Source organism: Bacillus sp. FJAT-53060 (assembly GCF_037104745.1).
Classification (GTDB): Bacteria; Bacillota; Bacilli; order Bacillales; family Bacillaceae; genus Bacillus; species Bacillus stratosphericus_B.
Genome location: NZ_JBAWSW010000024.1, coordinates 26,877 through 45,052, shown reverse-complemented (window position 1 = coordinate 45,052; position 18,176 = coordinate 26,877). Strand labels below are relative to the sequence as shown.

Sequence of the window (18,176 nt, the reverse complement as noted above, 5' to 3'; positions counted from 1 at the left end):
CTCAAAAAGCTAGCAAACTGGACATGGAAAGGACCATGTCCAGCGTAAGACAACTGATAAATTTTATCAAAATAAGTGAAAACCCCACTTTTACTTGAAGTAAAGGTGGGGTTTGTCTACGGTCTGAGAAAGGCTGATAAAGCCTTTCCTTTTCATTTATACTATGTAAAAATGCGAAATGGTTGTCCAACCGGAAGCACAGTACGGCCAAAATGCGTATTGAGTACAACGGCTGCAGAACCATAAAACGAAAGAAGAGAAATGATGAGTTCTGAAATGCCTGCAATGGTATGCGTAACATCATACATCACACCAAACGAGCTAAGGGACAGGCCAATGAATAAGAAATCAATAAAGACGAAAATCATAAATAACACTTTATGTGTTTCCATTGCAACGATTGTCATAAATAAGCTAAAAATCAAATAACCAATAAAAGCAAAACCTAGTTGTTTTGGATCCGCAGCTCCCGCAAGCGTTTCCCCAAAAACGCCAGCTTGAATGAGCCAAGTGGTTCCAACGCCCATCCAAAAAAGACCGAATGCACCGAAAGCAGTGGCGCCAAAAATATTACGATGCTTTGAATCTTGTATGGACGCAATAAGCTGTGCGATTCCTCCAAGGAAGATAGCCCAAGGTAAGATAAGGGAAGTGCCATCTGTTATTCCTAGTTTTTGTGAGGACGCAACGAGCGTCACCATTGCCAAACCAAACAAACCAAGTGGTGTTGGGTCTGCAATTGATAATCGAATTGCTTGAACATTCTGTTTTTCCATAATGACCTCCTACAATTTGCACTTACAAAAGATACTCGAATTCGATAGAAACGTCAAGCTCTTTTTTAGTAGACACTTGCAACGTCTACCAAATAAATCTATATTTAATACATATAATTTGTAATAGAAAAAGAGGGATAGAATGAGTAAAGGCTTAGCTGGTAAAACAATTGCCATTTGTGGAACGAGAAAAACAGAGGAAATGCGTACACTTGTTGAAAAGCAAGGAGGACAAGCCGTTATTCGTTCTCTTCAAGGAACAGTGTTTTTAGCAAAAGAGGAGTTACAGCCAGGCATCGAAACCTTTGTGAAACAAGGAGCCGATTGGGTGATTTTAACAACGGGCATCGGCACAGATACATTAATTGAAAGTGCCGAAGAGCTAAATCTTGGAGATGCATTTATGAACATTTTATCAAATGCCCGCATCGCTTCAAGAGGGTACAAAACCTTTGCTGCTTTAAAAAAACGTGGCATTCAGCCAGACGTCTCTGATGAAGATGGAACCGTTCGTGACCTCATCTCAAAGCTTGAAGACAAAGCGTTTCAAGGTAAACGAGTCATGGTGCAGCTTCACGGCGAAAATGCGCCAGCTCTCATCCAGTTTTTACATGATAAGGGGGCAGACGTTTTGCCGCTGTTACCGTATCAGCATACGCCTCCTAAACCAGAGGCTGCTGTAACTTTGCTTCAAGAAATGAAAGAAAGAAAGGTTCATGCCGTCTGTTTTACGACCGCTGTCCAGGTTCATGCCTTTTTCAAACTAGCAGCAAAATGGGGCAGAAAAGAAGAACTGCAAGATCTATTTGAGCATCATGTGATGCCTGTGGCTGTCGGGAAAGTCACATCTGAAGCTTTAAAAGAAGAGGGAGTAGACCGCATTCTTGCCCCGTCACTTGAGAGAATGGGTGCAATGATTTTGGAATTATCCCAATATATGAAAAAACAATCGACACACTCATAGAAAAAACGCCTTTCACAGTATGAGTGGAAGGCGTTTTCGTTAGTGTGTCCGTTTTCGATTCGTGCTGGTTTTTTTCAGTACGAAATACAGAACGATAAGGACGATGGCAATGGCCATCATAGGTGTTGTATAAGCGTGGGCAACACTTTGAATGTGATCCCACTTTGTCCCAAGTTGCATACCGAGATAAATAAATAAGATGGACCAAGGGATCGCAGCTAATCCCGTCAAGAGAACAAATTTGAAAAATGGCATTTTGGCAATGCCCGCTGGAATCGAGATGGCATGGCGTACAACAGGGATAAAGCGTGCTGTAAACACCACACCGGTTCCATACCGATCAAACCAGCGCTCTGCAGTGGCAATATGATGCTCGTGGATGAATAAATATTTCCCGTACTTTTTTAAAAAAGGTCTACCGCCGTAAAGACCAATCCAGTAAATAAAACACTGGGCGAGCGTTCCTCCAATGACTCCAGCAACGACAGCCCCAACAAAACCAATGGTTCCTGTTGATACCATATATCCTCCATAGGCAAGAACAATTTCACTCGGAATGATTTCAATCATCAGTCCAATTGCAACCCCTATGTATCCAAGGCTTGTCAGCCAGGTTAAAATTTCATGAAAAAAGGTTCCCATTTATTTCACTCTGCCTTTAAATACGAATTTCTTAAAACATCTTTATAAGAGCCTATGCTTGTTTTGCTTCTCTCATGAGTATGCTTGGTATATACTCCTCTACTGATTCTTTCTAAAAAACAGAAAAAATCGATGGAGTTAAAAGATACATGCCCATCACGGCTAAATCGGAAGGCGTCTCATGAATGGCTGGCTTTTCCACCAAGTCTGTGACTTCAAACACACGACCTTCTAATCTAGCTGGTCTTATCATACCATACTTCTGACATCTAGACGATCCACTTTCTCTCACCTCTGTTTGTTTGTCTTCATAGACTTCCATGAGCTGAGAGAGGGCGGGCTTGTCTGATACCATTACATCATGTCGACGATAGGCAGCATTTCCTTTGGCTGTGCTTTAGTAGCTGGTAAAAAACGTGTACCTAATCCGGCTGCGGGAATCACGGCTTTTTTGATGTTCATTGAATCAACGCTCCATTTCTGATGGTTTATTTCCTGTTTGAAAGACCCAAACAAGGCTTCCAGTAAAAGAAATAAGGGTGGCACCGCTTTATTAATGAATAATGAAAAAACTTGTAATTATATTGACATATAAGACAAGAAAGGTTAGAAGACATACTTTCCCATTGATCCATTCTCACTTGTCAGCTCTTTTTTCACTTGAACCGTCCATTTTCAATTCCAAATGTAGCTGTTCAGCATCCTTGCACTATAGGAAAGTCATTGTGCAAGGAAATGGAGGACAAAGCAGAAAGCACCTCAACAAATACTTCTTGTGCACTAATAATGCCAAAAATTATCTAAAGGTATGCATAAAAAGCGTTCAGCTTGATGAGCTGGACGCTTCTTTTCCATATTGGACGGCTTCTAATAAAAAGTCAGCTAGATGAACGGCTCTCATGCTGGGCGTGTGCCCTGATCGTTTGATGCCTGCAACCATTTGCAACTGACAGCCTGGATTAGATGTAACAATCGCGGCTGCTGTTGTATGACTTGCTTCAGTCATTTTATGATCTAAAATTTGCATCGACATCTCTGGCTGTAAGATGTTGTAAATACCTGCTGAGCCGCAGCATCGATCTGCATCCTTCATTTCTCTAAACGTCACACCTTTTATTGCTTTCATGAGCACTCTTGGCGCGCTTATTACACCCATTCCATTTCGTAAATGACAGGAGTCTTGGTAGGTGATGACTTGCTCTGGCAAGGCCAATGGCGTGCGATGATGAAACTGAAGCTCCACAAGTATGTCTGATATATCCGTTATTTTCTTCGAGAAGGTTTCACTTCGCTTTTGTAAATTTGGATCATCCTGAAGCAAATGATCGCAATCACTTAAAAAGGCACCGCACCCGCCTGCATTCATGACAATGGCATCTACATCCGTTTCTTCAAATGCTTCAATATTCCGTTTTGCTAACTGTTTCGATTGCTTTTTTTCACCACTATGGCCATGGAGCGCTCCGCAGCACGTCTGTTTAGGAGGGATGACAACGTCGCAGCCTGCCAGCTGCAGGAGATGGATCGTCGCTTCGTTTGTGCTAGAAAAAACCGTGTCCATTAAACAGCCAGAAAAAAATGCCACACGTTTTCTTGTTGGACCAATGGCTTTGTATTCATTCAAACGGCTTTTCTTTTGATGCGGTACCTTTGGGAGAGCATATTCCATCAACTGTAAATGGGAGGGAAGCACCTTCAGCATGCCAGTTTTGCGGGCGGCTGTTTGCAGACCGGATGTTTGATAAAACCTTAGTAACCCTGCGGCTTGTCGCATACGACTTTGTGAAGGGAAGAGACCTTTAAAAACAGCACGCCTCATCAAATGAATAGGGAACGATTGTTTTTTATGCTGCTGAAGGATGTCTCTAGCATCTTCAAGTAACCGCCCATACTTGACGCCAGAAGGGCAGACCGGTTCACATGCACGGCAGCCAAGACAAAGATTAAGCGAATGTTCAACATCTTCACCTGGCTCAATGACGCCGTCTCTTACCGCCTTCATTAAAGCAATTCGCCCCCGGGGTGAATGCGTTTCTTGTTGGCCTGATTCAATATAAGTAGGGCAGGAAGGGAGGCAGAAGCCGCATCGCATACAATTGAGCAGCTCTTTTTCATCCATTTGCTGCTGGAACTTTTGCTGAATTTGTTTGTTTTCAAAAGAAGAGGTCATGAGATCACCACCCGCTTTCTTACTGCTTTTCCAAACACTTTATCAGGGTTCATGATATTTGTTGGGTCCAGTGCCTCTTTAATCGCTTTCATTGCAGCGATTCCTTCTTTTTTGACCTTCAGCTCCAAATAGGGGGCTTTCATCAGACCAACTCCATGTTCACCGGTAATAGTGCCGCCAAGCGACACTGCCTTTTCAAATATGGCCTGAAAGGCTTCTTCCACGCGTTTCATTTCTTCTCCATTCCTTGCATCCGCCGCACAAGTGGGGTGTAAGTTCCCATCCCCAGCATGCCCAAACGTACAGATTTTGACTTGATACATTTGACCAATTTCTTCGATCGCACGAACCATGTTGGCAATCTCAGACCGAGGTACTGTCGCATCTTCTAAAATCGTTGTGGGGCTTAACCGGGCAAGGGCTGATAAAGCGGAGCGTCTTGCCGTTAATAGCGCATTAGCCTCTTCTTCAGAATGTGCAATATTCACTCTTTTTGCCCCGTGTTGCTCACAGACTTGCGCCATTTTTTGTATATCACGTGAAACAGCCTCGGGGATACCGTCCTGTTCGATTATTAACACCGCTTGAACTTCAGTAGGCAGCCCGATATTCGCAAAATCCTCAACCACTTCAAGGGTAGGCTGATCCATAAATTCTAATGTAGCAGGAATGATACGCTCAGCAATAATGGCAGAGACAGAAGTAGCGGCTTCTTCTAAACTTTCGTATAAACAAAGCATCGTTTGTTTTGTTTCTGGAAGCGGCAAGAGCTTCATCGTTGCTTCTGTGACAATTCCGAGTGTTCCTTCTGAACCAACGAACAATTGATTCAAATCATATCCAGCCACGTCTTTTGCAAGTTTACCACCAGTTTTGATGATGTCACCATTTGGCAGAACCACTTCAAGTCCAAGAACATAATCTCTTGTCACACCATACTTTAATCCTCTTAAGCCCCCTGAATTCTCGTTAATATTTCCACCTAATGTAGAGATTTTCATAGAGCTTGGATCAGGTGGATAGAAGAGGCCTTTTTCCTCTACTTGACGAATAAGCTCCTGCGTAATTAAACCTGGCTGCACCGTTGCGGTGAGGTTTTCTTCATCAATTTCTAATAATTGATTCATTCTTGTAAACAGGATAACAAGTCCTCCTTGCGTCGGACATGTTCCTGCGCAAAGATTGGTTCCTGATCCTCTCGGTACGATCGGCACATGGTATGATCCGCACAGCCTGACAATTTGCTGCACTTCCTCTACCGTGTAAGGGCTCACAATTGCATCTGGCATATGCTGAAAATTAGGCGTCGCATCATAAGAGTAAGCAAGACGATCTGCCTGATTGTCTTGTACATAAGACGCTCCGACGATCTCTTTTAATTTGCTTGAAAATTCAGAATCTAACATGTTCAATCACTCCCACTCATTTGACGTGTCGTTTCTTTCAGTATAAAAAAAGAATCGTCTGATGACTATGGACGATTCTACAAAATATTAGGCTGTTTTACTGGTTTTTTTGTATTATGTTCTAACAGCATCAACGCTAAATAAAAGAGCATCGCATCTTGCATTCGTTTTGGATCAAGTGTGGTTAAATCTTGGATACGCTTTAACCTGTAATGCAGAGTATTAATATGTACATGCATGGCTTCAGCTGCATGTTTCAATGAGTAATCTGATGTCAACAGCATTCGCAATGTTTTCACCAGTTCAGGATAGGGGAGAAGAGGCCCAATTGTTCGATCAATAAACATTTCTTTCGTTTCCTGACTGACTTCCTCGATAAAAAGTTCAAGCGTCAAATCTTCATCAAACACGATCGGCGTATCAGCATGCGCCAATTTTAATGCACGAAAGGCTTGATGAAAGGATTGCTTCATCAAGTGAGAAGCCGCTGGTTTTCCCGCACCAATCAACATCTTCGACGGGTAAACCGCTGCGAGTGAGGCATAAATATGAAAAAGGCGCTGCTGCAATGCTTCACGACCATCCGCAGTTGTTTGTAGCATCAGCAAAAAGCGTGCATGTCCCCAGCGCACAATGATCTCCTGATTGGTGAGGTGCAGCATGGCCTTCATCGCTTTATATTGATCCTGCTTCATAAACGATTCATTCTGACAATCGATCAATACCACAACACGCGGCTGTTCAACATCAATTTGAAGCTGCTTTGCCTTTTCAGTTATATCCATACATGTCTCCGGCAGATGAAGCCAGTCAAACACAAACGCTTCCAGATGTCGTTCATCTGTTTCAGTCTCTTGAAAAAATTCATGTTCTTGAATGAGTAGCTCCGTCATTTTCCGTAAAATTTCACCAAAAGGGGACACATGCAGAGGATTTCCTGTCATCCCAATCACACCAATGACCTTTTGCTCAAAGTAGATTGGCAAATTGATGCCGGCTTTAATTCCTTTCATATGCTGCTCATCCTGCTTTGTGAGGATTCGTTTCTGCCCTTCAAAGAATGTGAGGTATGCGCCTTCATGAAATTGGCCAATGCGCGTTTCATCAGTTGCCGCGATGATGGTACCGTTTGTTTGTGCGATAATGATTTCCTCAGTTAGCACCTTTTTGACTTCGTTTACGATTTTTTCTGCCAGTGTCATTGTGAGCAAAACGTACCCCTCCCAAATGTTTTGTTTTACACTATGATACCATCATATGCCCAGACATATCTTTCTTTTCGTGTGTTATGCTAAAATAATAAATGCAAATGAAGTTGATGAAAGGGGACATAGTCATGTCGTTGCAAAATCTCTTACAATATTTACTAAAAGAAGGGCAACCGCTGACAGACTTTGAATATGAAGAAGCGATGCGTCAAAAGTGGCCCATAGAAGGGGCAAGAATTCAAGAAGAAGCACGCTTCGGCGATGTATATATAGAGCGTGTCGACAAGGAATCAGAGGAAATGATTCAAACAGAAGCCTCATCATTTTTAAACACACCGCTTACATATGTGAAAATTCATCAAAAAGAATTCATTTATATTGAATCGAAGTGGTTTGATGTGGTGAAAGTCGATGGATTAGCCATTGAATGGGATGAAGTATTTCAAACATATACTGTGTTATTCGGATTAAAACGTCCTAAAAAAGACATGGTCTTTCTAAAAGAAATGCTGTCTCAAATGGAAGGAGCCCAGCTTCAATTTAATGGACAAGACGGTTTATTCGATGTAAATATACAGCTTCTTGAGCTGGAGGAGATCGATGAAGATAGTTCTTTGATGGACGTCATATCGGCAGTGTACCGATTTTTGTTCCGCATGATCATGCAGCTTGAGATGAATGAATCAAAAAACGGCTCAAATTCCTGAGTCGTTTTTTACTAATTCCTCTTACATGATCATCGGGTTGTTTCCTTCTCTTTTCTCCTTTTCTATAAAAGCGTATAATAGAGAAAAGATAAAAGAAAGGACTTTAACTTCTATGAATCAGTCAAACAATCAATTTACCAATATTTCTAATTTTAGAGAGGTAGGGGGACTTCAAACAACAGATAAAATGATGATCAAGCAGGGCATGATTTATAGATCCGCGGATTTATCCCGTCTGACGAAACAAGACATCGTGTTGTTCTCGAAGCTGGGAATTCAAACAATTTGTGACCTCCGCTCAACGTCAGAACGTAAATCACACCCATCAAAGATCAAGGAACTGGACAAAATTGTCCATATTCCTATGCAGCCTGACAATATGATGCCAAGCAAACGGACCATGTTTCGTATGCTGACAACAGAAGGGAAATCTCTCTCGTTTACGCCAATAATGAAAGATTTATACCAGCGCATGCTCACCGAGCGTAAAAAAGAGATCCAGCAGGTGTTTACACTACTGTCAGACGAGAAAAATTATCCACTTATGCTTCACTGTACGAGCGGAAAAGACCGTACTGGGTTTTTATCTGCTCTTATTCAATTAACAGCAGGTGTACCGATACCTACCGTTTTAAGTGAATACATGCGTTCAAATGAAGGGGTTCAAATGCTTGTCAAAAGGCAAGAACGTTTTATTCGGATGATGAGTTTATACCGGGTATCAAAAGAACAGATTCAGCCGCTGCTCGGTGTGCAGCAAGATTATCTTGAGGATGTGCTGAAAGAGATGATGGATACCTACGGAAGTGCAGAGCGGTATTTAATTGAATCCTGCGAAGTACCTGAAGCTCAGCTGAATGAAATGAAAAACATCTTGCTTACACCATCTGCTGGCATTTCATCACCAAACGAAGAATAAACTTCATGTGAGGTGATGCAAAATCATGGTGAAAAAGATCAGTATCATGTTTCTGACACTTGCTTTCATGTTTGTTTTTTTATTCATTCCATCTAGCAGTCTGGCTCGTCCAATCACGAAAAGAAATCTTGAAGGAAGTAAAGAGATGCGCGCGGTTTGGATTGCATCCGTCTATAACTTAGATTGGCCATCAAAGAAAGGACTGCCAGCCAAAGAGCAAAAGCAGGAGTTCATTCAACTGTTAGACGAGATCAAAGCGATGAATATGAACGCCGTTATCATGCAAATTAAACCAACCGCAGATGCTTTTTATCCTTCGGAATTCGGACCGTGGTCAGAATATTTGACTGGGACGCAAGGGAATGATCCTGGGTATGACCCGCTTCAATTCATGATAGAAGAAGCACATAAACGCAACCTGGAATTCCATGCTTGGTTTAACCCTTATCGAATCACAATGAATCATACTGACCTCAGCCGGTTATCAGCCGATCACCCTGCAAGAAAACATCCTGATTGGACCATTGCCTACGGAAATCAGCTTTACTACAATCCAGGTATTCCTGACGCTCAGAACTTTATTGTAGGCGGCATAGAAGAAGTCGTGAAGAATTATGATATTGATGCTGTTCATATGGATGATTATTTTTATCCGAATAAGATTGTCGGTGTGCCATTTCCAGATCAAGAAACGTATGAAACATACGGTAAAAAAGCATTCACACTTATAGAAGATTGGCGAAGACATAATGTAAATCAATTGGTACAGCAGATCAACGACACCATTAAAAAAGAAAAGCCCTATGTGAAATTTGGCATTAGCCCATTCGGTGTATGGCGCAATATAAAAGATGACCCGACTGGTTCAAACACCACAGCTGGTATGACCAATTACGATGATTTGTATGCTGATACAAGGGAGTGGATTCACAAGCACAATATCGACTATGTGACCCCGCAAATTTACTGGAGCATTGGCTTTCAGGCAGCTTCCTATGACGTGCTAGCGAAATGGTGGTCAAATGAAGTGAAGGGAAAGCCCGTTCACTTATACATTGGTCAAGCGACTTATAAAATCAACCAAAACAGTGATCCTGCTTGGTCTGACCCCGAGGAGTATTTTCGCCAAATCGAGCTGAATCGACTCTCTCCACTCGTGCAGGGAAGTATGCATTTTAGTTTAAAGGATATCAATCGTAACCCCTTGAAAGTAAAGGATCGACTAATAAATGAGGCATATAAGAAACCAGCTATCATTCCTGAAATGCCGTGGCTTCAAGAAAAAGTACCAAAAAAACCGATCATCTATTCTGTGAAAAAGAGAGCGGACGGCTCGACTTTACAGATTCAACATGACCGGCATTCTACTGCATCCTATTATGCAGTCTATCGATTGACGAATAAGGGGACATACGAATTACTGCAAACGGTCAGAAAAGAAAAAGGCTCGCTGACAACTGTCAAAGGCCTTTTAATGAATCAGAAAAAAAGTGATACCTACAAAGTCACGGCCCTCAATCGCCTTCACCAGGAAAGCAAACCATCTACCAAAACAGTGAAATATCGAAAAAAGCATGAATGAGGGATTTTCCTTCTTTCATGCTTTTTTCAGTTTCACTTTTTCTACTATTCTTGTTTTAATTTTCTGAATTCAATTATGCTTGGCATGAAGCAGCTCCCTAATTAATAAATATGATAGAAAAGAGCCAAAGGGGGAAGCAAGATGGATTTTGAATTAACGAAAGAACAACAAATGATCCGCCAGATGGTCAAAGAATTCGCTAAAACAGAAATTGCACCGCTCGCTCAAACGATTGATGAACAGGCAGAATTCCCTGTCAAAACATTTCAAAAAATGGGGGAGCTAGGCCTCATGGGCATACCCTTTCCTGAGAAATATGGAGGGTCTGGAGGAGATACGATATCATATGCGCTAGCGGTAGAAGAGATTGGAAAGCAGTGTGCAAGTACAGGTCTTAGCTATGCCGCAGCTGTCTCATTAGGCGCAAGCCCTCTTTATTATTTCGGTACAGAGGAGCAAAAGATGGATCATCTTGTCCCGCTTGCTTCTGGAACAGCAATCGGCTCATTTGGATTAACAGAACCAAACGCAGGATCTGATGCAAAAGGAACAAAAACAAAAGCGATCAAAGACGGACAAGAATATGTGATCAGTGGGGAAAAGTGCTGGATTACAAATGCCAACTTTGCCAGAACCATTATCGTCACCGCCGTTACGAATCATGATGATCACGGCCGTCCAATCATCTCAGCCTTTATTGTGGAGCAAGGTCAAAAGGGGCTATCGATTACAAGTCCATATGACAAAATGGGGGTGCGCGGTTCAGATACTGCTGAAATCATTTTAGACGAAGTGCGTGTCCCAGCGCATCATATATTAGGTGACCCAAACAAAGGATTCAAGCAGTTTTTATATACATTAGACGGTGGACGAATTTCGATTGCCGCCTTATCTGTTGGGATCGCGCAAGCTGCACTTGATGCATCGCTTTCCTATGCAAAAGAAAGAAAGCAATTTGGCCAAACCATTTCATCCTTTCAAGCCATTCAATTTAAGCTGGCGGATATGGCGATGCAAATAGAGCTTGCCAGACAAATGGTATGGAAAGCCGCATGGCTAAAAGATCACGGCAAGCCGTTTACAAAAGAAGCAGCTTATGCCAAGCTTTTTGCGTCTGAAATGGCGACAAAAGCAAGTCTTGATGCGGTGCAAATTCACGGCGGAACAGGCTACATGAAAGAATGCGGTGTGGAACGACTCGTCCGAGATGCCAAGCTGATGGAAATCGGGGAAGGGACATCTGAAATTCAGCGGCTGGTCATCGCAAGACAGCTGTTAGCTTAACGCCCTACTAAAAGCGCTTACTATTTATGAGGGAGGAAAGCAATAATGTCGATTCATCCACAAACGATCGGCTCCCTATTACGAGAGAAAAAGGAGCAACACCCAGCACATGAAGCCATTGTTTATCCAGAACGTTTTTTACGTTATTCATACGAAGCGTTTTATAAAGAGGTCAAGGAAACAGGAAAGGGACTAATGTCATTAGGGGTTCAAAAAGGTGATCATATCGCCATCATGGCACCAAATGTACCTGAATGGCTCATCCTGCAATTTGCCTGCGCCTCCATTGGAGCTGTTCTTGTCACCGTGAATACGAATTTTCAATCACAGGAACTCACTTATTTATTGAAGCATTCTGATAGCAAAATGCTGTTTATAGTAGATGGATTTAAAGAGACATCCTACGTCAAGATGCTTAAAGAGATGATCCCAGAGCTTCAAACAGCGAGGCCCGGTGAGCTCACGTCTGCACCATTTCCTTATTTAAAAAGCTGCGTGTATATTGGCCAAAACAACGTACCAAACGGCATGAGTGGGTGGGACAGTATTCAAACTGCTGCCAAAAGGACCGAGGATCATGAATGGGAGAAACGAATGAATGAGCTAGTGCCTGATGACGTCATAAATATGCAATACACGTCAGGGACAACCGGCTATCCAAAAGGGGTGATGCTCAGCCATACAAATATCGTCTGCAATGCCAGTCAAATTGCAGATTGTATGAAATTAACCCGTAGAGACCGTATGTGTATTCCTGTTCCTTTCTTTCATTGCTTTGGCTCCGTGCTAGGCGTGCTTGCCTGTTTTACAAAAGGAGGAACAATCATCCCAGTTGAATCCTTTCACCCAGAGCGTGTGCTGCACACAGTTGAAAAAGAGAAGTGCACCGTTCTTCACGGCGTTCCGACGATGTTTATCGCAGAGCTTGATCATCCGAATTTTCACCATTACGATCTGTCCACATTACGTACGGGCATTATGGCTGGCTCGCTCTGCCCATCCCATGTGATGAAGGCAGTCATTGAAAAAATGGGACTGAGGGAGCTTACGATTGCCTATGGCCAGACAGAAAGCTCACCTGTCATTACCCAAACAAGAACTGATGATTCATTTGAAAGGCGAGTTCAAACGGTTGGGCGTGCTCTTCCTCACATCGAAGTTAAAATCGTCGCACCAGGCACACCTGATGAAGTGCCAAGGGGAGAGCAAGGGGAACTGTGTACAAGAGGCTATCATGTCATGAAAGGCTACTATAAAAACGAAGAAGCAACAAGTGAAGTCATTGATGAGGACGGTTGGCTTCATACAGGGGATTTAGCTGTGATGGATCATGACGGCTATGTGAAAATCACAGGCCGGCTCAAAGATATGATCATCAGAGGCGGCGAGAATATTTACCCAAAAGAGATTGAAGACGTTCTTTATACGCATCCGGCGATTCTTGACGCACAGGTCGTTGGCATTCCCGATGAGACATATGGAGAAGAAGCGGCCGCATTCATTCGACTGAAACAAGGCCGTACGGTCACGATTGATACATTAACCAGCTACTGTCAAAAGCAAATGGCTCGCTACAAAATCCCGAAATACTTTTTTATTACAGAGGAGTATCCAATGACAGCCTCAGGGAAGATTCAAAAGTTTCGACTGAAAAAACAGGCACTTAATCTAATAAAGGAGTGAAGGTAGCGATGTTTCAACAAGTACTGATAGCCAATCGAGGCGAAATTGCCCGTAGAATTATTCGGACTTGTAAACGGCTAGGGATCAAAACAGTTGCCGTTTATTCAGAGGCAGATCAGCATGCACTTCATGTGCAAGAAGCAGATAGTGCCTATGTTATCGGAGGCGCGAAAGTAGCTGAAAGCTATTTAAATATGGAGGCGATCATAGAGGTAGCCAAACAAACAAAAACAGATGCCATCCATCCTGGATATGGCCTTTTATCAGAAAATGCGGTCTTTGCTGACCGTTGTCGCAAAGAAGGAATTGCTTTTATTGGACCATCTGCACAAGTGATTCAGCAAATGGGAAATAAAATTGAAGCTAGAAAAACGATGGAACAAGCGGGCATCCCAATCGTTCCAGGTGTATCATCACCACTCTATGACGCAGACGAAGGGGTCAGTAAAGCGCAATCACTCGGTTATCCGATCATGCTAAAGGCATCGAGCGGAGGCGGAGGGATTGGCATGCAGCTCGTCCGAAATGATGAGGAGCTATATAGAGCTTTTGAAGGAAACCAAAAAAGAGCGCAAAGCTTTTTCAATGACGGTACTTTGTATATGGAGAAGGTAATTGAGCATGCACGGCACATTGAAATTCAAGTCCTCTTTGATTCCTTTGGCCATGGGGTACACCTATTTGAACGAGATTGTTCACTCCAGAGAAGACACCAGAAAATCATCGAAGAAGCACCAGCGTCCTGTCTCGACGACTCGGTGAGACATCAAATGGGACAAATGGCCCTTGAAGCAGCTAAAGCGATAGGCTATGAAAATGCAGGAACGATTGAATGTTTAGTCGATCAAGATCAACAATTTTATTTCCTAGAAATGAACACAAGATTGCAAGTTGAGCACCCTGTGACAGAAGAAATCACAAGTATTGATCTTGTCGAAGAGCAGCTGAAAATTGCTGCATTACAACCGCTTTCATTTAATCAGGAGGATATTCACCAAATTGGGCATGCCATCGAAGTTAGAATATATGCTGAAGATCCTGTCACATTTTATCCATCACCAGGTACAATCACTAGGCTTTCTACACCTGCAGCCCCATATATACGTCATGAGTCAAGCGTGACAAGCGGGAGCGTCATTACCCCATTTTACGATCCAATGATTGCGAAAATGATTGTTTACGGTGATACCCGAAAAGTCGCAATCGAACGATTAAAAGCGGCATTACACACATATGAAATAGAAGGGATCAAAACCAATTTATCGCTTTTAAGGGAAATGGCCGGATCTTCTGCCTTCTTACAGGGCAGCATTACAACCGATTTTCTGATGAAAAAAAAGGAGGAAAACCGTTCATGAAAACCGTCACGATACAAATGGCCGGAAACTTATGGAAGCTTCTGGTAAAACAAGGTGATGAAGTCCTAAAAGGACAGGAGGTCGCCATCTTAGAGTCAATGAAAATGGAAATTCCAATTGTTGCAGAAGAGGCAGGTGTAATCAGTAAAGTGTATAAGGCAGAGGGTGAATTTGTCGATGAAGGAGAGGTGCTTCTGGAGCTAACAGTATAGGAGGGAAGGCAAATGGCATTACCAAAAAGCGTGCTTATTAGGGAGGTCGGCCCGCGAGACGGACTGCAAAATGAATCAGCTTGGCTGGACACAAACGAGAAGCGAACGTGGATCGATCTGCTCGCAGCAGCCCATCTCCCTTATATTGAAGTCACATCATTTGTCCATCCTAAATGGGTTCCAGCCTTAAAGGATGCCAAACAATTAGCCCAATCCTTAAACAAAATAGAGGATATCACCTATGCAGCACTCATTCCAAATGAAAAAGGCTTAGCCCATTTTTTTGAAGCAAACCTTGATGTAGGCGCTATGTTTATTTCTTCGAGTGAAACACATAACAAAAGGAATATGAATCATTCCATACAAGAAACACTTTCCGTCATCAAACAAATGACTGCGGATTTAAAAGCAGAAAGGCGAAGCACTCGCGTGTATATTTCTACGGTGTTTGGCTGTCCTTATGAAAAACAAGTGCCGATGGACCAAGTCTTACGATTAACTGAGAGTCTACTCTCCTACGGCATTGATGAAATAGCCCTTGGAGACACCATTGGAGAAGCCCATCCTCTGCAAGTAGAAAGACAATTAGACATTTTACTTGAGCGATTTCCTGCTGATAAAATCGCTCTACATTTTCATGATACGAAGGGAATGGGACTTGCAAATATATACACGGCATTAAAGGCTGGAATCACGACATTTGATTCCTCTAGCGGCGGACTTGGCGGCTGTCCATATGCACCTGGTTCTAGCGGGAACGTGGCGACAGAAGATGTTGTGCATATGCTCCAAAAACTTGGGATTGAAACAAAGGTCGACCTTCCTACATTGATCAAAGCGGCAGAATGGATTGAAACAAAGATAGATCGAACGTTGCCTAGTCACTGCTTACGTGCTTTTCACTCTCACACTACTTCATAAAGGATGAATGACATGAACTCATTGGTTCAATTTTCTATACAAGATGGGCAGGTTGGTCTCATGACATTAAACAGGCCTGATCAAGCAAATGCCCTATCCGCTGCGATGCTAGAGGAGATCAATCAAACCATTCAAGCAATCAAACAAGATGAAAGCATCCGCTGTTTGATCATTACAGGTGCTGGCTCTAAAGTTTTTTGCGCGGGAGCAGATTTAAAAGAGCGACGGTTGATGACAGAAGAAGAAGCAAAAAAAGCCGTCCTCACAATTCAACAAACCTTTACAGAAATTGAATCCCTATCTGTGCCTGTCATTGCAGTTATCAATGGACATGCACTTGGAGGAGGTCTTGAGCTTGCACTAGCTTGTGATCTCCGCATCGCAAGAGCCGAAGCAAAACTCGGCCTGCCAGAAACAGGACTAGCTATCATCCCTGGGGCCGGGGGAACACAAAGACTCCCGCGCCTGGTAGGGCTTGGTAAAGCAAAGGAATTCATTTTCACAGGTGCTTCAATACAAGCAGAAGAAGCCCTTCAAATCGGGTTGATTGAACACATCTCTTTAGCTCATTCACTCATGAATGATGCCTTCATCCTTGCAAAACAAATCGCCAAAAATGGACCGATTGCCTTAAAAGAAGCAAAACAAGCGATTCACTCTAGTCTTGATTACGATATACACACAGGGCTGACGAAAGAATACGAGGCCTATTTACGCCTCATTCATACTGAAGATCGAACGGAAGGTCTTCGTGCTTTTCAAGAAAAACGAACGCCTCATTACAAAGGCAAATAGCAAGAAAGGGGAATGGTCATGATCGATGAGTTTGAATTAAAAAAACAGCGAATTATAAAGGGCGGGGCCGAACGATACCATCAAAAGAACAAAGAAAGAGGGAAATTATTTGTTCGTGATCGGCTTCATCTGTTATTGGATAAGGAATCTCTCATTGAAGACGCATTGTTTGCAGAATGTACGGATGAAAATTTACCAGCAGATGGTGTCGTCACAGGAACAGGACGTATGAATGGACAGACAGTTTGCGTGATGGCAAATGACTCTACCGTTAAAGCAGGGTCGTGGGGCGTCAAAACGGTCGAGAAAATCATTAGAATCCAAGAAATAGCTGAAAAGCTCAACTGCCCGATGCTGTATTTAGTGGATTCAGCTGGCGCCAGAATTACAGATCAAATCGCCATGTTTCCAGGAAGAAGGGGCGCAGGCCGCATTTTTTATAATCAAGTCAAGCTGTCTGGACGTATCCCGCAAATCTGTTTACTATTCGGCCCATCTGCGGCTGGCGGTGCTTATATCCCTGCTTTTTGTGACATCGTCGTCATGGTCGAAGGAAATGCATCTATGTATTTAGGCTCCCCGCGAATGGCCGAAATGGTGATTGGAGAAAAAGTATCACTTGAAGAAATGGGCGGGGCGAGAATGCATTGTAGCATATCTGGATGTGGAGATATATTAGCAAAAACAGAGGAAGAGGCCATTCAAATGGCACGTGATTATTTAACCTACATGCCTGCCAACTATACAGAAAGACCAAAAACGAAAACGGCAAAAGCACCTAGACCATCTAACATCTCCATCCAAGAACTAATACCAAAGGGTCAGAATACCCCCTTCGATATGTATCAACTCATTGATTTACTTATCGATGAAGGATCATTTTTTGAAATTAAAAAGCTCTTTGCCGCTGAGCTCATCACAGGTTTTGGTCGCTTAGACGGTCAGCCTGTTGGTCTTATTGCCAATCAGCCAAGATCGAAGGGCGGTGTGTTATTTCACGATTCGGCTGATAAAGCGGCCAAGTTTATTCAGCTATGTGACGCCTTTCATATTCCGTTATTGTTTCTTGCTGATATACCAGGATTTATGATTGGAACAAAAGTGGAACAAGCTGGCATTATCAGGCACGGGGCGAAAATGATCTCCGCTATGTCAGAGGCAACCGTACCGAAGATATCAGTCATCGTGCGTAAAGCGTATGGTGCAGGCTTATATGCGATGGCAGGTCCTGCCTTTGAACCGGATTGTTGTCTTGCTCTTCCATCAGCACAAATAGCTGTGATGGGGCCAGAAGCAGCAGTGAATGCTGTCTATGCGAATAAAATTGCCGCACTGCCTGCCGAAGAGAGAGCCGCATTTATACAGGAGAAACGCAAGGAATACCAGGAAGATATGAATATATACGAGCTTGCCTCTGAAATGATTGTCGATGGCGTCATCCCATTTGACCGTTTACGAGCTGAACTGTGCAATCGACTACAAGCCTATACATCAAAAGAGATGACATTTACGAGACGAAAACATCCGGTCTATCCGGTCTAAAGGAGGG

17 protein-coding genes and 1 pseudogene are annotated in these 18,176 nt (G+C 42.9%); 11 read left to right on the top strand and 7 right to left on the bottom strand.

The features are described from left to right. Positions 1 to 161: 161 nt before the first annotated feature. Positions 162 to 776: an acetate uptake transporter gene (locus tag WAX46_RS10310; RefSeq protein WP_226567834.1), complete on the bottom strand. Its 615-nt coding sequence runs from the start codon at positions 774 to 776 to the stop codon at positions 162 to 164. 142 nt (positions 777 to 918) lie between these two features. Here WAX46_RS10310 and WAX46_RS10305 point away from each other — a divergent pair, with 142 nt between their 5' ends. Further along, positions 919 to 1,740 carry a uroporphyrinogen-III synthase gene (locus tag WAX46_RS10305; RefSeq protein ID WP_336493854.1) on the top strand — a complete coding sequence of 274 codons (822 nt, stop codon included), beginning with the start codon at positions 919 to 921 and terminating at the stop codon, positions 1,738 to 1,740. A gap of 39 nt (positions 1,741 to 1,779) precedes the next feature. Here WAX46_RS10305 and WAX46_RS10300 read toward each other — a convergent pair whose 3' ends face one another. The 6 genes and pseudogenes from WAX46_RS10300 to WAX46_RS10275 all read right to left on the bottom strand — a co-directional run bounded on the left by WAX46_RS10300 (position 1,780) and on the right by WAX46_RS10275 (position 7,169). Then, positions 1,780 to 2,382 carry a DedA family protein gene (locus tag WAX46_RS10300; protein WP_336493853.1) on the bottom strand — a complete coding sequence of 201 codons (603 nt, stop codon included), beginning with the start codon at positions 2,380 to 2,382 and terminating at the stop codon, positions 1,780 to 1,782. Positions 2,383 to 2,494: 112 nt separating this feature from the next. Beyond that, entirely contained in the window at positions 2,495 to 2,737 is a 243-nt protein-coding gene (locus WAX46_RS10295; protein WP_226567837.1) for a sugar phosphate nucleotidyltransferase, read from the bottom strand. A gap of 8 nt (positions 2,738 to 2,745) precedes the next feature. After that, a pseudogene (locus WAX46_RS10290) lies at positions 2,746 to 2,844 on the bottom strand (UTP--glucose-1-phosphate uridylyltransferase); the annotation flags it as partial. Positions 2,845 to 3,205: 361 nt separating this feature from the next. Then, positions 3,206 to 4,552, bottom strand: a complete 1,347-nt coding sequence (locus WAX46_RS10285; protein ID WP_226567838.1) for a (Fe-S)-binding protein — start codon at positions 4,550 to 4,552, stop codon at positions 3,206 to 3,208. Then, positions 4,549 to 5,958, bottom strand: a complete 1,410-nt coding sequence (gene glcD, locus WAX46_RS10280; RefSeq protein WP_336493852.1) for a glycolate oxidase subunit GlcD — start codon at positions 5,956 to 5,958, stop codon at positions 4,549 to 4,551. The genes WAX46_RS10285 and glcD overlap by 4 nt, the downstream gene beginning before the upstream one ends. 77 nt (positions 5,959 to 6,035) lie before the next feature. Continuing rightward, positions 6,036 to 7,169: a CdaR family transcriptional regulator gene (locus WAX46_RS10275; RefSeq protein ID WP_312887863.1), complete on the bottom strand. Its 1,134-nt coding sequence runs from the start codon at positions 7,167 to 7,169 to the stop codon at positions 6,036 to 6,038. A gap of 125 nt (positions 7,170 to 7,294) precedes the next feature. Between WAX46_RS10275 and WAX46_RS10270 the strand changes: the two genes are divergently transcribed. The 10 genes from WAX46_RS10270 to WAX46_RS10225 all read left to right on the top strand — a co-directional run bounded on the left by WAX46_RS10270 (position 7,295) and on the right by WAX46_RS10225 (position 18,169). Then, positions 7,295 to 7,873, top strand: a complete 579-nt coding sequence (locus tag WAX46_RS10270) for a branched-chain amino acid aminotransferase (RefSeq protein WP_336493848.1) — start codon at positions 7,295 to 7,297, stop codon at positions 7,871 to 7,873. 112 nt (positions 7,874 to 7,985) lie between these two features. After that, positions 7,986 to 8,792 (top strand): tyrosine-protein phosphatase, encoded by an 807-nt coding sequence (locus WAX46_RS10265; protein WP_226567841.1) that lies wholly within the window; start codon positions 7,986 to 7,988, stop codon positions 8,790 to 8,792. 25 nt (positions 8,793 to 8,817) lie between these two features. Beyond that, positions 8,818 to 10,374, top strand: a complete 1,557-nt coding sequence (locus tag WAX46_RS10260; RefSeq protein ID WP_226567842.1) for a glycoside hydrolase family 10 protein — start codon at positions 8,818 to 8,820, stop codon at positions 10,372 to 10,374. 141 nt (positions 10,375 to 10,515) lie between these two features. After that, entirely contained in the window at positions 10,516 to 11,658 is a 1,143-nt protein-coding gene (locus tag WAX46_RS10255) for an acyl-CoA dehydrogenase family protein (protein WP_226567843.1), read from the top strand. 42 nt (positions 11,659 to 11,700) lie between these two features. Further along, the gene (locus WAX46_RS10250) at positions 11,701 to 13,341 is read left to right on the top strand and encodes an AMP-binding protein (protein ID WP_376776428.1); all 1,641 of its coding nucleotides are present in this window, start codon (positions 11,701 to 11,703) and stop codon (positions 13,339 to 13,341) included. A gap of 8 nt (positions 13,342 to 13,349) precedes the next feature. Continuing rightward, the gene (locus WAX46_RS10245; protein WP_336493843.1) at positions 13,350 to 14,699 is read left to right on the top strand and encodes an acetyl-CoA carboxylase biotin carboxylase subunit; all 1,350 of its coding nucleotides are present in this window, start codon (positions 13,350 to 13,352) and stop codon (positions 14,697 to 14,699) included. Then, entirely contained in the window at positions 14,696 to 14,911 is a 216-nt protein-coding gene (locus WAX46_RS10240) for an acetyl-CoA carboxylase biotin carboxyl carrier protein subunit (RefSeq protein ID WP_226567846.1), read from the top strand. Before WAX46_RS10245 ends, WAX46_RS10240 begins: the two co-directional genes overlap by 4 nt. Positions 14,912 to 14,923: 12 nt before the next feature. After that, positions 14,924 to 15,832: a hydroxymethylglutaryl-CoA lyase gene (locus WAX46_RS10235; RefSeq protein WP_226567847.1), complete on the top strand. Its 909-nt coding sequence runs from the start codon at positions 14,924 to 14,926 to the stop codon at positions 15,830 to 15,832. 12 nt (positions 15,833 to 15,844) lie between these two features. Beyond that, entirely contained in the window at positions 15,845 to 16,627 is a 783-nt protein-coding gene (locus tag WAX46_RS10230) for an enoyl-CoA hydratase (RefSeq protein WP_226567848.1), read from the top strand. Positions 16,628 to 16,645: 18 nt separating this feature from the next. Next, a complete protein-coding gene (locus tag WAX46_RS10225) occupies positions 16,646 to 18,169 on the top strand; it encodes an acyl-CoA carboxylase subunit beta (protein ID WP_336493839.1) in 1,524 nt (507 codons plus the stop codon). The last annotated feature ends 7 nt before the right edge of the window (positions 18,170 to 18,176 follow it).

What these genes read in the sequence shown, in the direction of transcription:
- WAX46_RS10310 (WP_226567834.1), bottom strand. Translation starts at nt 776, where the DNA reads ATGGAAAAACAGAATGTTCAAGCAATTCGATTATCAATTGCAGACCCA.
- WAX46_RS10305 (WP_336493854.1), top strand. Translation starts at nt 919, where the DNA reads ATGAGTAAAGGCTTAGCTGGTAAAACAATTGCCATTTGTGGAACGAGA.
- WAX46_RS10300 (WP_336493853.1), bottom strand. Translation starts at nt 2,382, where the DNA reads ATGGGAACCTTTTTTCATGAAATTTTAACCTGGCTGACAAGCCTTGGA.
- WAX46_RS10295 (WP_226567837.1), bottom strand. Translation starts at nt 2,737, where the DNA reads ATGGTATCAGACAAGCCCGCCCTCTCTCAGCTCATGGAAGTCTATGAA.
- WAX46_RS10285 (WP_226567838.1), bottom strand. Translation starts at nt 4,552, where the DNA reads ATGACCTCTTCTTTTGAAAACAAACAAATTCAGCAAAAGTTCCAGCAG.
- glcD (WP_336493852.1), bottom strand. Translation starts at nt 5,958, where the DNA reads ATGTTAGATTCTGAATTTTCAAGCAAATTAAAAGAGATCGTCGGAGCG.
- WAX46_RS10270 (WP_336493848.1), top strand. Translation starts at nt 7,295, where the DNA reads ATGTCGTTGCAAAATCTCTTACAATATTTACTAAAAGAAGGGCAACCG.
- WAX46_RS10265 (WP_226567841.1), top strand. Translation starts at nt 7,986, where the DNA reads ATGAATCAGTCAAACAATCAATTTACCAATATTTCTAATTTTAGAGAG.
- WAX46_RS10260 (WP_226567842.1), top strand. Translation starts at nt 8,818, where the DNA reads ATGGTGAAAAAGATCAGTATCATGTTTCTGACACTTGCTTTCATGTTT.
- WAX46_RS10255 (WP_226567843.1), top strand. Translation starts at nt 10,516, where the DNA reads ATGGATTTTGAATTAACGAAAGAACAACAAATGATCCGCCAGATGGTC.
- WAX46_RS10245 (WP_336493843.1), top strand. Translation starts at nt 13,350, where the DNA reads ATGTTTCAACAAGTACTGATAGCCAATCGAGGCGAAATTGCCCGTAGA.
- WAX46_RS10240 (WP_226567846.1), top strand. Translation starts at nt 14,696, where the DNA reads ATGAAAACCGTCACGATACAAATGGCCGGAAACTTATGGAAGCTTCTG.
- WAX46_RS10235 (WP_226567847.1), top strand. Translation starts at nt 14,924, where the DNA reads ATGGCATTACCAAAAAGCGTGCTTATTAGGGAGGTCGGCCCGCGAGAC.
- WAX46_RS10230 (WP_226567848.1), top strand. Translation starts at nt 15,845, where the DNA reads ATGAACTCATTGGTTCAATTTTCTATACAAGATGGGCAGGTTGGTCTC.
- WAX46_RS10225 (WP_336493839.1), top strand. Translation starts at nt 16,646, where the DNA reads ATGATCGATGAGTTTGAATTAAAAAAACAGCGAATTATAAAGGGCGGG.